Source organism: Kineosporia sp. A_224 (assembly GCF_002198655.1).
Taxonomy (GTDB): domain Bacteria; phylum Actinomycetota; class Actinomycetes; order Actinomycetales; family Kineosporiaceae; genus R-H-3.
In genome coordinates, this window is sequence record NZ_MWLN01000043.1 from 12,212 (window position 1) to 27,108 (window position 14,897).

Here is a 14,897-nt window from a genome sequence, read left to right on the forward strand (position 1 = left end):
TCGTCAGCTCACCGGCAGGGCGCCGAGGTTCTCCTTCACGGCGGTGCCCTCCAGGTCGAGCCGGTCGCCGGCCTTGATGGCGCCGGCGGGGTTGAGGTAGAGCAGGTAGTAGGACTGGCCCGCGACGTAGTCGGCGTGCTGGTGCATCGACGCGACGTCCTTGAGGCGGGTGTGCTTCGAGCCGCTGCGCAGGGTCGGTGCCTCGACCGCCTTCCGGTCGGCCTTCGCGTCCTGCCCGTTGTACTTGTCACCGAGGTACCGGTGCGCTTTCTGCGGGTCGAGGACGACGAACCGGACGTCGACGAGGCCGCCGTCCCCGACCACCGCGACCCGGGTGATGCGGATCCCGGACCTCCCCTCGAAGGTCGCGCTGGTCGGCATCTTGGGCCGCTGCCTGGCGTCGGCGCGCTGGCTGTAGCCGAAGACGGCCATCGCCAGCACGACGAGCACGGTGACGCCGCGCAGGACCCAGGGGTTGCGTGCTCCGCGCGGGGCGGTCGCTGTCGTCATGGTTGCTGCCTCTCCTGTCTGCGCCCGGGTCACGGGAGCGGGAGGTGGTCGCGGGCGGACACGAACCTGTCGAGCACGAGGGAACCCGTCAGACCGGTACCCGTTGCGGTGGTGCGGCCGAGCGCGACCGTCTCCACCGACGCGGCGGACGCCGTCGCGAACGTCACCGAATGCGTCAGCGCCCCGACCTTGATCGCGGCGCCCGCCCGGGTCCAGTCCACCTGGACCGCGGTGACGGCGCCGTCCGTGACCGGCAGCCACGGCGTGGCCGAGGCCCCTGCCGCGACCAGTCGCAGCCGGCTGCCACCGACGGCGGCGTGCTGGTACTCGAGGCGGAACACCTCGGTGCCGGTGGCCGACGTCGTCGAGGACGCCCGGAAGACCGGGAACACCGTGGCCGACGTGCCGGTCGGCAGCGACCTCAGGTCGAAGGACGCGTGGTACCCGACCTCCGCCGCAGGGGTGCTGTCGTTGACGTAGCCGGCCGCGGTGCCACCGAGGGCGACCGCGCCGCTCGCGGTGCCGGTGATCCGGCTGCTGCTCGTGATCCGGGTGAAGACCGTGGTGCCCGTCCGGCCGCTCCACCCGAAGTTCCCGTTGGCGGACTCGAACCCGTTGGAGAAGACCTGGTTCGCGGTCACCGGGGTGGTGAGGGTCCGGACGGCGCTGAGGTTGCCGGCCGTGTCCCGGGCCCGGACGTTGACCGTCACGCTGCTGGTGCCCGACGCGGGCACCGTGACGGCGAGCGTCCCGGAGTACGACGTGCCGGTGAGCGCCAGGCGGGTGCCGTTGCCGGCACCGGGGTCGGTACCGACCCACGCCTCGACGAAGGCGTTACCGGTGAACCCGGAGCTGGGTGCCGTGTCGGCCAGCGTGCCGGAGATCGGCAGGTTCACCGAGCCGCGGTTGGCACCTGCCGTGAGCGACGCCACCGTCGGGGCGACCTTGTCGACGAAGAAGGTGCCCGACGCCGTCGCGGCGCTCCAGTTGCCGACGCCGTCCCGGCCCCGCACGGAGATCGTGTGGGGGCCGTTCGCCAGCCCGGTGACCTGGCTGAGCGGGATGTCGGCGACGACGGTGACCCCGCCGGCGGCCTGGGACGCGCTCGCCGGGTCGACCCCGGTGCCCGGGACCATCGGGAAGCCGGTACCGACGGCGCCTGCGCTGTTGTCGATGAACGCCTCGCCGTAGCCGATGCTGCCGCCGACGCCGTCCGCGGTCGCGTCCGTGACGACCGCCGAGACGCTGAACACCCCGGCCCCGACCCGGCTCTCGAGCGTGCCGTTGTTGGCCGCCGGGCTGACGACGACGGTGCCGACCGTCGGCAGGGTGGCGTCGACGTCGAAGGTCGCCGTCCCGGGGGTCGTGCTGGTGTTGCCCGGCGTGACCCCGTCCGAGGCGCGGACGGCCACGGTGTGGTGGCCGCCCGCCGCGGACGACACGGTCGCGGTGAGCGCGGCGACCGGGTTGTCGGTGCGGTTCAGCGTCATCGGTGCCGTGGCGCCGCCGTCCAGCGACACGGTCGCGGAGACGACGTTCGAGCCGCCGGTCGTCCGGTCGTCGCCGGTCGCGGTCACCGTGACGGTCTGGCCGCCCTTGACCTTGGCGGGCGTCGCGGTCGTCCCGGTGACGAGCGGCCCGGTGGTGTCGGCCCCCGCCCCGGTGGCCTGGATCGTGAAGCCCACCGTCGCGGCGGCGCCGGTGAGGGCTCCGTCCACAGCGCGGACGTACACCGTGTGCGCGCCCGCGGCCAGACCGGTGGTCGGCACCGTGAACGGGAGCTGGGCCGCGGAGGTCCAGGCGCCCACGCCGTCGAGCTGCCACTCGGGCGTGCCGGCCGTGACCTGCCCGGTCACCTGGACGTCCGTGCCGGCGGTGACGCTCGTCGGCGACGCCACGAGCGCGGACACCACGGGAGCGTTCGGGTCGACGGCTGCCGGCGCGACGTCGATCGTCGTCGCCATGCCGGAGAAGCTCTGCAGCGAGGAGACGCCGTTGCCGGCCGCGGTCTCGTAGAGCACGTAGGAGGACGGCGCCGACGGCGAGACCGCGGGGATCGCGACGAGCGCGTCGAGCGTGCCGCCCGGCTGGAGGGTCTCGGCGAAGAGGTCCTCCGGGTGCGCCTGGACGTGGCTGCCGAGGGCGACCACGCTCTGCCGCAGGCCGAGCGCGCCGAGCGAGTGCTCGACGATGCCGGCGTTGACCAGGCGCAGGGCGAGCGTCGTCCCGGCGGTGGCCGCGACGTGGTCGGTCGCGGTCCGCGTCGGGAACGTGCGCCCGTTGATGAGCCGGTACTTCGGCGCGTAGAGCCGCATGTCGAAGCCGGTGGGGTTCGCGTTGAGCGCGGGGTCGATCTCCTGCAGGAGCAGGGGTGCCTCGGTGGCGTAGGCCGTGGCCGACGTGCCGTCGATGCTCGTGGCGACGTCGCCCGCCGCGGGCCGGACGACGAGGATGCCGGCCATGCCCATCGCGACCTGGCGGGCCCCGGTCGCCGTGGCGCCGGCCTGGTAGAGGTACGTCCCGGCCCGGTCCGCGGTGAAGCAGTAGGTCTGCGTGCCGCCGGCCGGCGCGCCGTCGGCGTCGTCGGTGAAGCCGTCCATCTGCGGCAGCGAGAGCGAGGACCGGACCGTGAGCCCGTTGTGCAGCATGACCTGCACGCTCTTGCCCTTGGTCACCGTGAGCACCGGACCGCCGGGGGCGGTCAGGTCCGTGACGTTCCCGGTCGTGGAGTAGCCCCACACGGTGGCCGTGACCGGGGTGGTGGTGGCGGTCAGCGCGACGCTGCCGCTCGCCGTCCACAGGTCGAGCGCCGTGTCCGCGGTGCCGGCGCATCCACCGACCGCGGCGGACGCCGCCGAGGCGGCCCAGACGGGAACCGTCAGGGCGAGGGTGGTCCCGACGAGGCCCGCGAGGGCGCGCCGGTACCGAGGAGTGGTTCGCATCGTCCTCGTCCTTCCGGTCAGTTGCACGGCTTGTCGACGGTCTGCAGGGCCGACGGCGGGTCGATGCGGATCAAGGTCATCATCCCGCCCATCGCCGCGCCGTAGTTGGTGGACTGCTGCAGCGCGTGGCTGTGGGCGACGTGGTAGTACTCGCCGCAGACGTTGTAGCTCGTCACCCCCTGGATGGGGTCGGCGTAGCTGCCGAGGTACGGGCTCTGGCTGTAGAAGGTGTCGCCCGTCGTCATGACGTCCGCCTGGTTGGGGACGAACTCGGCGAGGGAGTTGTCGATCGGGTCGAACATGTCGACGTCCGTCCAGGAGAACAGCGTGTCGACGGTCTGGCCCGGGCCGACGTTGACGAGGAACTTGTCGTAGCTGAGGTCCGCGGCGCCGTCCTGGAGCCGGCGGCCGTCGCGGCCGACGACCCGCTGCGAGTTGCCGTGCGGGTGGAACGGGTACGTGACCGTCCCGACGTTGACGTACCGGATGATCGCCGGGGCCGGGTTGGCGTTCGGGTCGAACGGCTGCACGTGGACGAACGCGCTGTACGGCTGGGCGGGCAGGTAGCTGGCCCGGTTGGGCGCCAACGTGTCCGGCATGCTGCGGCCGTTGATCATGAAGTAGCGCGGCCGGTAGCCGGCCCAGTTGACGACGCGGTTCTTCTCGACCGCGAGGTGCACCGCCGGGTCGACCTCCGAGAGGATGTGCAGGTACTCCTGCCCCTCGCCGAACCTCGTCGCCGCCGTCCCGTAGGCCGAGTGCGCGTCCGCGCCACCGGTCGCGTAGTTGGCCGGGCGGACGACGAGCCCGCCGAACAGCCCCATCTGCACCTGCTTGCGCTGGTCGGTGCCGCTCTCGTACAGGTAGGTCCCGGGCTTGTCGGGCACGAACGTGTACGTCACCGTCCCGCTCGTCCGCGCCGCCGGCTTGGCGAGGGTCGGCGGGCTCGCCGCGAGGTTCGCCGCGTCGGCCTGGCCGTCGGCGGTGACCTGCTGCTGCCCCGGGAACACGATGGAGACCGGGTCGGGCAGGGTGTTCTTCAGCGTCACCGAGACCGTCCGGCCGGCCGTGACGCAGAGCGTCGGGCCGGGGAGCTGGAAGCTGCCGGTGCTGCCGGCGTAGCCCCACATGAAGATGGAGTTGCCGTCCGGGGTGAACACGTAGCCGGACTTCGCGGTGAGCATGTAGCTCTCCGCGGTGCCGCTCGCGCTCGTCGGCGTCTCGCACTCCACGCCGTCCGTGACCGCCTGCGCGGCGGGCGGGGTCGCGGCCATGAGCGCCACGACGGCGCCCGCCAGCACGGCCCCACCGACCCGGGAGATCACCCGGGGAAGCTTGGTTCGCATCGTCGTCTCCTCGACCGGCTCAGGCGTGGGGGTTCTCGTTGGCGCGGGACTGGTCGCCCAGGGTCCCGGCGGGGTGCACGACGACCTTCGTCATCTGCCCGCCGTACTGCGTGGAGTCGCCACCGTTGGTGAGGAAGGAGAAGTTCCGGTCGTAGAGCAGGAACTCCCCCTCCGTGTCCGTGTCCACGAGGACGTCACGGCTCTCGCCCGGGCCGATCTCCACGGTGTTCGTCAGGAAGCTGAGGTCGGTCCCGCCGTTGCGCAGCAGCCCGGCGTCCTTGGCCACGACCCGCATCGGGAGGCCGTCGAGCGTCATGGCGTGCTGCTGGTAGCCGAGGTTCGACAGCCGCAGCAGCACCCGGTCGCCCTTGTTGGCCTCGACGAGCGAGGAGATCGGCTGGTAGCGCAGCCGCTCGTCGACCGGCACGGCGAAGTCACCGGAGCCGGCGTCGAGGGACCCGTTGTCCGCCAGCGTGTCCGGGTAGGCACGGCCGTTGAGGAGCCAGAAGCTCGGCGCGTAGTCCGTCCAGTCGTTGACCTGGATGTGGGCGTCCCGGTAGTGCGCCTCCGACCACAGCTCGGTGAGCATGAACGCGAACTCGCGGTGGTAGCCCGTCGAGCCGTCGCCGTCGTTGTACGCGAACCTCGAGAACGTCTTGCCGCCGTGGTTCTTCGTCGTGCCGTTCTGCTTCGGGCGGACGAACAGCATGCCCGTCATGCCCATCTGGACGTGCTCCACGTCCTCGAAGTGGCAGTGGTACATGTACGTGCCCGCGTCCCGCGGCTGGTAGTAGTACGTGAACGTGTGGCCGATGGGCACGGCGATCGAGAGCTCCGGGACGCCGTCGAAGAGCGGGATGGCGTTGTCGAACCCGTGCCAGTGCACGGTGTGCCCGTCGGTGAGGTCCGGCCGGATCGCCAGCCCCAGGTTCGTCAGCGAGACCCGGACCTTCGTCATCTCGTCGAAGTCGAGGAGCGGGGCGCTGATCTGCGCGTGCCCCTTGAGGGCGTCGAGCTTCGCCTGGTTCGCGTCGGTGATCGAGCCGTCGGCCGCGTGCAGGTGCGTGACGTCCCGGAACCCGAACACGTACGTGTTGAACGGGTTCGGGGCCAGCGAGTCCGGGAAGAACGGCGGCCGCGCAGGAGCGTCCGTCGGCATCCCGACCCAGCCGTCGGTCGCCGCGAGGTGCAGCGTGCGGCCGTCGGTGAGGCCCGCCTTGGCCGCGGCGACGTCGGCCGGCCGCGGGTCGTTGAGGCCCGCGCTCGCCAGCTGGGGCTGCAGGACGGTGGCCCCGACGACGCCGGCACCCACCATCCCGAGCCCGCCGGTGAGCAGGTTCCTGCGGCTGACGCCGCGTCGTGCCGGGCTGTCGTTCACGGCTGTCCCCTCGTCTGACGTGGACCGGTTCCTGGAGGTGTCGCGGCTCATCGCTCGTCCGCCCCGGCGTCGATCGGGGTGAACGAGGAGGCCCCGCCGAAGTAGCGCAGGGTTCCCTCGAAGTCCGTCGTCGGTGCCGCCACGAGGCCGACGAGGGCCCGGCCGGTGTTCCCGGCGACGTTCCCGGTGACGGAGCTGAGCCGGTAGTCGAGGGCGTACCGCGAGAGCGGCAGGTTCTGCGTGACGATCACGGCCTGCCGGAAGGCCGGCATCGTGCGCCACGGCAGCACCGCCACCGTCAGGTCCACGGGCTTGACGAAGGTGCTCGCGAACGACCCGTTGCCCGTCGCCGTGTAGGTGACGTTCCCGGTCCCGGTCGGGTTGGTCCCGCCGGTCGCCGACGCCGGCTGGTAGACCGACCGGTCCAGGGTGAGCGTCCCGGTCGCGTCCGGGACGCCCGTGTCCCAGACCTTCACGTCCGTCGGCCCGCCGATCCCGATACCGGTCACGGTGCCGCCTGCGGCGCTCCACGTCCCGGCCCGGTTGTTGCCGAAGACGTTGTCGAACATCACCGGCCGGGAGAAGACCGGCAGCCCGGCGGACGCCTGGAGCTGGGCGCTGTTCTGACCGGTGGAGAACCCGGCGGGCGCCGGGTTGCCGTCGCTCGTGACAGCCGTGGCCGTGGTGAGGTTGTTGACGACGGTGTTGCTGTAGAAGCGGACGTACGGCGCGTCGTCGAGGGCGACGCCACCGCCCTCGTGGGCCGAGACGTTGTCCGCGATCATGTTGTCGTAGATGTCGAACCGCGAGGCACCGGCCTGGAGCAGCCGGACCGCGCCGCCGTCGTCGTTGCTGTTGTTGTAGTAGAACTCGTTGCCCGCCACCGTCGTGGTGTTGGCGCTCGTGTTCCCGTTCGGGGCGATCCCCGGCGACACCTGCGCCGGGTCGGCCGGCAGCTCGCCGGCCAGCATGAGCGCGCCGCCCTCGTCGTAGCTGAGGTTGTAGTAGACGTCGTTGTTCGTCACGGAACCCCTGGGGCTGCGCCCGTACACCGTCACGGCGCCGCCGTACTCGGCGGAGAAGTTCCCGCAGAGGACGTTGCGGTCGACGACGTACCCGTCCGCCTGGCTGAAGATCCCGACCGCGCCGGCGAGGTTCATGCCGCCGTTGTCCCGGATGTAGTTGTTCGCGATCCGGACGTTCTGGTTGGCGTTGCTGTTCGTGCTGCTCGTGTTGTCCACGAACGGCGTCCCGACCCGGACCGCCCCGCCGTAGGTGCCGTCGTTGCCGGCGATGACGTTGTTCGTCACCTGCAGGTCGTGGGAGTAGGCGTGGGCGTAGATGCCGCCGCCCTGGGTCACGGTCGCCCCCGCGGTGCCGACGGCCGTGTGGACGGCGCCGGTGATCGCGTTGACGTTGCCGCCGCCGCCCATCTGGTGGCCGCCGGTGATGCTGAACCCGTCGATCATCGACCGGGCCCCGGGGTTCTGCTGGAAGGCCCGTCGTCCGGCGTTGCCGCCCCCGGGCGCCGGCGGCACGATCGTCACGACCGCGGCGTCGGCGACGTCGGCGATGCCGCCGTGCGGCTGCGAGGCGAGCTTGTCGTACCACGTCGCCGCCGTGACCGGGTCGGCGTCGAACGCCAGCCCGCTCAGCTCGGAGCCGAGCACCCACGCCTTGGAGACGGGGTCGACGCCGCCGGACCCGACGCCCTGCAGCCGGACCCGGGACTGGACGATGACGTTCTCGAAGTACGCCCGGTGGGCGTTGAAGGCGCCCGCGGCCGAGTTCGGGTACACGACCACGACCGGTGTCGGCCGGTTGCTGCCGCCGTCGACGTAGTCGCGTGCCTTGTCGAGCGCGGCCTGGACGGTCGTCGTCCGCCGGCCGGCCGGGACGACCGGGACGAGCCCGGTCGGCGGGTTGACCATGAACACGCGTGCCAGTGCAGCCGTGCCGGTCTCCAGCAGGTGCAGGGTGACCCCGGTGACCGTGGAGCGGGCCGGCAGGGCCGCCGTCCCGGCGGTCGTCACGGACACCTGGTAGGTGCCCGTGTCCACGTTGGCCGGGACGGTGAAGGTGATCCTGGACGTCGTCCAGGCGGCCCCCGTCGGCGCGACCGAGGTCGTCGCACCGCTCGGGGAGGTCAGGGTGACCCGGCCGCCGGAGGCACCGAAGCCCGCCCCGGTGAGGGTGACCGTCCGCGATGCCGCGTTGTTCGACGCGGGCTGCAGCACGACCTTGTCGGCCGCGAACACCTGCGGCGTGGCGCGGACACCCGGCGCCGTTGCCGTCGCGGGGACGTCGGTCGTCACGACGTCGCAGTTGGGCTGCGTCGGCGTCGTCGACCCCGGCGTGAGGATCTGGTTCGCGACCATCGTCGGCGCCGTGTCGGTCACGGTGTACAGCCCGGGCCACGCCTGGAAGTTCGTGGCGATCGTGCGGAACCGCGGGTTGTAGTTGGGGTTCGCGCGGTCCGGCTGGCCGGGGTCGTTGCCGACGAACCGGTACATCCCCGGGCAGGGGCCGGCCGGCAGCGGGCAGTTGTAGGAGCTCGTCGACGGCTCGATGGCCTCGTAGAAGCCGTTGAAGTCCGTCGTGACGGTGTCGACGAGGTCGCCCCGGAAGTCGTACAGGCCGACCGGCACGTTGCCGATGCCCTGCGCCTCGCCGTAGTTCGTGCTCCGCGGGTCGTAGGTGAGCCCGAGGTCGTTGATGACGATGCCCCAGAAGTGCGTGGGCAGCGGCACGGGGGTGAACATGAAGAACGTCGGGGCGACGGCCTGCTGGCTGCGCAGGGTCACGAGCCGCTCGTCGCACAGCGGGCGGTCCTGGCCCTCGAAGGGGCTGCCCCCTGCGTCCGCGAAGGTCGGGTTGGTCACCTGCACGGTGTGCAGCGCGCCGACGCAGGCCGGGACGATGCCGGCCTGCTGGCTCGGCGGCTCCGGCGGCGTCGACGACGACGGCGCGTCGCCGGGCGCCAGCTGCGGCGTCTGGTCGACCGTCGTCACCCGGCCGTGGGCGAAGTTCTCCTGGGCGTCGCGGCCGTCACCGTCGAAGACGTTGACGTCCTCCTCCTTGGTGACCTGGTAGACCGGCTTGCCCTTGTCGTCCTGCGGGCTGACGACCTGGACGACGTAGTCGTCCGCGGGGAGCGGCTGCGGGTCGAAGCCGGCCTCGGCGAGGTTCGCGTAGAGCGGCAGGTCGTTCCCGGGGGCCGGGTTCTTCGGGTCACCGGGGGCGAAGAGGTTGAGGTCCGACTCGGAGAACCCGTAGTTGCCGTTCACCGTCTGCGCGAAGTCGACGTTGTTGCCGTCGGCGTCCGTCGTCACCTCGGAGGGGCGGGCCTGGAAGCCGCCCATCGGGGCCTCGACGCAGAGGTTCTTCGGGTCGCCGAAGGCCGGCAGCGCGAGCTGGTCGATCAGCGGCTTGCCCTGGTAGTCCCGCGCTGTGCAGCCGGTCGGCGCCGCCCAGTGCTCGGTCACGGTGGTGCCGAGCAGGTGGGTGAGGTCCTTGTGCGGCTCCCCCGTGCCGCTCGGGTCGTCGATGAGCGCGCCCACCGAGCAGGCCGCGACGGCGTCGCCGCTGCCCTCGTCGACCCAGGGCAGCTCGGCCCCGGTCTTCGGGTCGAAGAGGCGCTGGACGCCGACCGCACCGGTCTCGCACCGCAGCGTCGGGTAGAGGTTCACGGTGACGTCGGGGATGCCCGGCTGGTACGGCTCGGCCGCGTCGTAGCGCGGGTCGAGCTCGTTGCGGGTGGTGTCGTACGAGACGGTGCCGGCGATGCCGCCGTTCGTCCCGGCGTCGTAGGGCTTGACGCCCCAGTCGACGGTGCCGCCGAGGCCGATGATGTTGGCGACGCTGATGTCGACCGCGGAGCCGTGGTAGGTCGTCGGCGTCGGGTCGTTCGAGGTCTGGACCGTGACGCCGGTCCCCTCGTAGAGGGTGTTGAAGTGCTCGAGGACGAGCCACTTGGTCAGCGGGTAGGACTGGGTCAGCGCGTAGTGGCCGTTCTGGTCCGTGGTCGCGGTGTTCGCGAACTGGTCCATGAGGGTGTTGTCGCGCTCCCGCAGGGTCACGATCGTGTTCTTCAGGCCCTGCTCGCCGGCGTCCCGACGGCCGTTGCCGTTGTCGTCGATGAAGACGGTGCCCTTGATCTCGGTGAACCAGCCCGGCAGGAACTGCTTGCCGACGTCGAGCGTCTCGCCGCCCTTCACCGAGATCGTGACGTTCTGGATGATGTAGTTCTGGGCGTCGTCCCAGGTCGTCAGTGCGTAGGTGCCGTCCGGCACGCCGCCGACGGTGAAGGTGCCGTCGGCGTTGCCGCGACCGGTCCAGGCCTGCTTGTCACCGCTGTTCAGGTCCGACAGGGCGACCCACGGCCGGTCGATCGGTCCCTTGTAGGCACCGGTGCCCACACCCGGCTCGGCCGGGATCGTCTGGCCGCCGCCCGGGCCGCCGATGTAGCTGAGCCCGGCCATGACCTGGCCCGTGACCGTGTTGCTGCCCCCGCTGATGCTCTTGGGCCTGACGAACCCGAACGGCACGAACGGCACGGGCTCGCCACCGACGACGAGCTCGGTGTCGAAGCCGGTGTCGTTCTCCATCACCCAGACGTCGTGGTCGTGACCGCCCTCGAGGTTGGTCGTCTGCGACCAGACCTGACCGGCCGGCGGGTTGACGGTGACGCCGTAGCGGTTCGGGCCGAGGTTCGGGATGAGGATCTGGTTGCGGGCGTCCGTGACGCACTTCGCCGGCTGGGTGCCGTCGACGACGGGCCTGCCGTCCGCGTCCTTCGCGATCGGGCCGTCGCCGTCGGGGGTGTCGGCGGTGACCGTGCCCTTCGGGGTGTGGACGTAGTGGGTGCACAGCGGGTTGCCGAAGAAGTCGGTCGTCACCGGGCCCATGACGTCGCTGATGAAGGCCTGGAAGCCGGGCATCTTCGTGAAGACGTCGTTGTTGCCGGGGTCCGGGCCCTCGGCGCCGGCCGCGTACGTGCCGTCGACGAAGGCGGCGTCCTCGAAGACCTGGACCCGGATGTTGCCCAGCGGCGTCGGGGTCGTCGGCAGCGTGACGGTCGCCGGCGCGGACGACGTCATGGGCACCGAGAAGTGCGCGCCGCCGATCTTGAAGCCGTTCGCGACGACGGAGACGAGGTACTTGCCCGGCGCGAGGTCCTGCTCGGACGCCGGGGCGCCCGCGCCGTCGGTGAAGGTCACCGTGCCGTCCGCGGCGACGTTGTCCTGGTCGCCGGACGCCACCGTGTGGGTGTCGCCCGCGGTCGGACGCACCGACGGCCAGGGGCAGTTCGCGGTGCCGAGGGTCGAGGTCACCGGCGAGACCGGGTCCGCCTGCCCGAAGACCGGCGAGTTCGCCTGGTACGTCAGGGCCGGGGTGTAGCCGGCCTTCGTGTCACCGGCCGCGTTGCTCGCCGGCAGGCACTTGCCGAGGTTGGAGGCACCTTCGGGCGTGGAGCGGTCGGCCGACGGGTCACCGACGTCCTGGACGCCCTCCCGGGTGACGAGCCAGCGGTACTCGCCGACCGCAGGGCTGCCCGTCGCGCTGCTCACGACCTTGAGCCACATCCGGGTCGGGTCGGCCGCCTGCGCGGGCGAGACGACGCCGGCGACGATCGGCACGACCGTCGCCGCGAGGGCGAGGGCCGGGACGACGAGCCATGACAGCGCTCGCCTGCGTGCGAGTGGAGACTGGCGGAACCGCAGCCCACGACGAGACATGACTACCCCTTACGTCACCTTGACCGGCCCGACGGACTTTCGTCTCTTGCGGAGATCCCGCACCCATGCGTGACGGCCGTGTCATCCGCGTGTCACCAGTTCGTGGTTCTCGCCCGGTCAAGTGCGCTTGAAGTAACCGTCCGTGCACGATCGACTCCGCAGATCCGGACGCGAGATGACAGCCCGTCATAGCGATCCCGGGCTGGTCCGGGCCGGTCCAGGGCGCGGGTCGGTGAGCGCGCCGGGAGCGGTCGGTGCAACAATTTCCGCCGGGCGACCGGGCCCTGCGCAGGAAACCCTCCGGTCCCCCGCCGTCCCCGACGCACCACCTCCGAGGAGAACCTGTGCCCGGCACCAACCTGACCCGCGACGAGGCCGCCGAGCGCGCGCGTCTGCTGGGCGTCGAGGCCTACGACGTCACCCTCGACCTCACGACGGGCGCGGACACCTACGCCTCGACGACGGTCGTCACGTTCACGTGCCGCGAGCCGGGGGCGTCGACGTTCGTCGACCTCATCGCACCGGCCGTGCGCGAGGTCGTGCTCAACGGGCAGGCGCTCGACGTCGCCGAGGTCGTGTCGACGGGGCGGATCGCCCTGTCCGAGCTCGCCGCCCGCAACGAGCTGCGGGTCGTCGCGGACGCCGCGTACATGACGACCGGCGAGGGGCTGCACCGCTTCGTCGATCCGGTCGACAAGGAGGTGTACCTCTACACGCAGTTCGAGGTCTCCGACGCGCGCCGGGTCTTCACCTGCTTCGACCAGCCCGACCTCAAGGCGACGTACGCGTTCACCGTCACCGCGCCGTCCCACTGGCAGGTCGTCTCCAACTCCCCGACCCCGGCGCCGCAGGACCTCGGCGACGGCCGGGCCACCTGGGCCTTCGCCGCGACGCCGCGGCTGTCGACGTACGTCACCGCGCTCGTGGCCGGGCCGTACCACGCCGAGCGCGGCGAGCTCACGAGCCGCGACGGCCGGACGATCCCGCTCGGGGTGCTCTGCCGGGCCTCGCTCGCCGAGCATCTCGACGCGGGCGACGTCATGGACGTCACCCGGGAGGGCTTCGCGTTCTTCGAGGAGCTCTTCGACCGGGCCTACCCGTTCGACAAGTACGACCAGCTCTTCGTGCCCGAGTTCAACGCCGGCGCGATGGAGAACGCCGGCGCCGTGACGATCACCGAGCAGTACGTCTTCCGTTCGAAGGTGCCCGAGGCGGCCGTCGAGCGGCGGGCGCTGACGATCCTCCACGAGCTGGCGCACATGTGGTTCGGCGACCTCGTGACGATGCGCTGGTGGGACGACCTCTGGCTCAACGAGTCGTTCGCCGAGTACGCGAGCACCCGCTGCCAGGCCGAGGCGACGCGCTGGACGACGGCGTGGACGACGTTCTCCAGCGCCGAGAAGTCCTGGGCCTACCGGCAGGACCAGCTCGCGTCGACGCACCCGATCGTCGCGGACATCCGGGACCTCGCGGACGTCGAGGTGAACTTCGACGGCATCACGTACGCGAAGGGCGCCTCGGTGCTCAAGCAGCTCGTGCACTGGGTCGGCACCGACGCCTTCGACGAAGGGCTGCGCCGCTACTTCCGGGCGCACGAGTGGGGCAACACGACGCTCGCCGACCTGCTCGCCGAGCTCGAGGCGACGAGCGGTCGCGACCTCGACGCCTGGGCCCAGGAGTGGCTGCAGACCGCCGGCGTCGCGACCCTGCGCCCGCACCTCGAGGTCGACGCGGACGGCGTCGTGACGAAGGCGGTCATCGGCCAGGAGGCCCCCGCCGACCACCCGACGCTGCGCTCGCACCGGCTCGCCGTGGGCTGCTACGACGTCGTCGACGGCCGGCTGCGCCGCACGCAGCGCATCGAGCTGGACGTCGCGGGCGCCGCGACCGAGGTGCCCCAGCTCGTCGGCTCGGTCCGCCCGGACCTGCTGCTCGTCAACGACGACGACCTCGCGTACGGCAAGATCCGGCTCGACGGGCGCTCGCTCGACACCGCGATCGGGCACCTGTCCGACTTCGAGGACTCGCTGCCCCGCACCCTGGTCTGGGGCGCCGCGTGGGACATGACGCGGGACGCCGAGACGGGCCCGCGGGACTTCGTCGACCTCGTCGTGCGCAACATCGCGTCGGTCGACGACGCGAGCGTCGCGCAGACCCTGCTGCGCCAGCTCGCGTCGACGCTCATGTTCTACGTCGCCCCCGAGAACCGTTCGGCCGCAACGGCTTCGGCGGCCGACGCACTGCTGTCGCTGCTCGACGGCGCGGCGCCCGGTGGCGACGCGCAGCTGCTCTACGCCCGCGCGTTCGCGGCGCACGCGACGACGCCCGAGCAGCTCGCCCGGCTGCGCGCGCTGCTCGACGGCGGGGCCACCGTGCCGGGGCTGTCCGTCGACACGGACATGCGCTGGACGCTGCTCACCGCGCTCGTCGCGGGCGGCGTCCTCGGCGAGGAGGACGTCGTCCGCGAGCTCGACCGCGACGACACCGCGAGCGGGCGGGTGCACGCGGCCGCGGCCCGGGCCGCCGTCCCGACCCCGGAGGCGAAGGCGCAGGCCTGGGAGCTCGTCGTCGGCACCGGTGAGCTGCCGAACGCCGTCCAGGCGGCGGTCATCGGCGGCTTCGGCCGGGCGAGCGACACGACGCTCCTCGAGCCGTACGTCGAGCGCTACTTCGCCGCGCTCGAGCCGGTCTGGGCCGAGCGGACGAGCGAGATGGCGAGCCAGATCGTCGTCGGCCTCTACCCGACGGTGCTCGCCGGACCGGCCCTCCTCGAGCGCACCGAGGCCTGGCTCGCGACCACGCAGGCCGAGCCCGCGCTGCGCCGGCTCGTCGTCGAGGCCCGCGACGGCGTGACCCGCGCGGTCGCCGCGCACGAGCGCGACCGCGCCCGCTGACCGTCCTCTGGCGCCTCACGCACCCCAAGATCGTGGCGGATTCAGGCGGTGGGTGCAACGGGTTGGTCTTGGGCGGTCAAGAGTAGGTG

The 14,897-nt window shown here is 71.9% G+C and carries 6 protein-coding genes; 1 reads left to right on the forward strand and 5 read right to left on the reverse strand.

Features of this window, described 5'->3' with window-relative positions; all coding sequences use genetic code 11:
* Positions 1 to 3: 3 nt before the first annotated feature.
* Genes EDJALFJO_RS03335 through EDJALFJO_RS03355 form a run of 5 tightly spaced genes read right to left on the reverse strand, consistent with a single transcriptional unit; the run spans position 4 to position 11,914 of the window.
* The gene (locus EDJALFJO_RS03335; protein ID WP_088282210.1) at positions 4 to 510 is read right to left on the reverse strand and encodes a hypothetical protein; all 507 of its coding nucleotides are present in this window, start codon (positions 508 to 510) and stop codon (positions 4 to 6) included.
* Positions 511 to 539: 29 nt separating this feature from the next.
* Positions 540 to 3,452 (reverse strand): multicopper oxidase domain-containing protein, encoded by a 2,913-nt coding sequence (locus EDJALFJO_RS03340; RefSeq protein WP_088282212.1) that lies wholly within the window; start codon positions 3,450 to 3,452, stop codon positions 540 to 542.
* Between the two features lie 17 nt (positions 3,453 to 3,469).
* Positions 3,470 to 4,798, reverse strand: coding sequence for a multicopper oxidase domain-containing protein (locus tag EDJALFJO_RS03345; RefSeq protein ID WP_088282214.1), 1,329 nt, complete (start codon positions 4,796 to 4,798; stop codon positions 3,470 to 3,472).
* Positions 4,799 to 4,817: 19 nt separating this feature from the next.
* The gene (locus EDJALFJO_RS03350) at positions 4,818 to 6,176 is read right to left on the reverse strand and encodes a multicopper oxidase domain-containing protein (RefSeq protein ID WP_158220270.1); all 1,359 of its coding nucleotides are present in this window, start codon (positions 6,174 to 6,176) and stop codon (positions 4,818 to 4,820) included.
* Positions 6,177 to 6,223: 47 nt separating this feature from the next.
* Positions 6,224 to 11,914: an SdrD B-like domain-containing protein gene (locus EDJALFJO_RS03355; protein WP_088282218.1), complete on the reverse strand. Its 5,691-nt coding sequence runs from the start codon at positions 11,912 to 11,914 to the stop codon at positions 6,224 to 6,226.
* A 344-nt stretch (positions 11,915 to 12,258) separates the two neighbouring features.
* Between EDJALFJO_RS03355 and pepN the strand changes: the two genes are divergently transcribed.
* Complete coding sequence (pepN, locus tag EDJALFJO_RS03360; RefSeq protein ID WP_088282220.1) at positions 12,259 to 14,808, forward strand: aminopeptidase N; 2,550 nt, start codon at positions 12,259 to 12,261, stop codon at positions 14,806 to 14,808.
* Positions 14,809 to 14,897 lie beyond the last annotated feature (89 nt).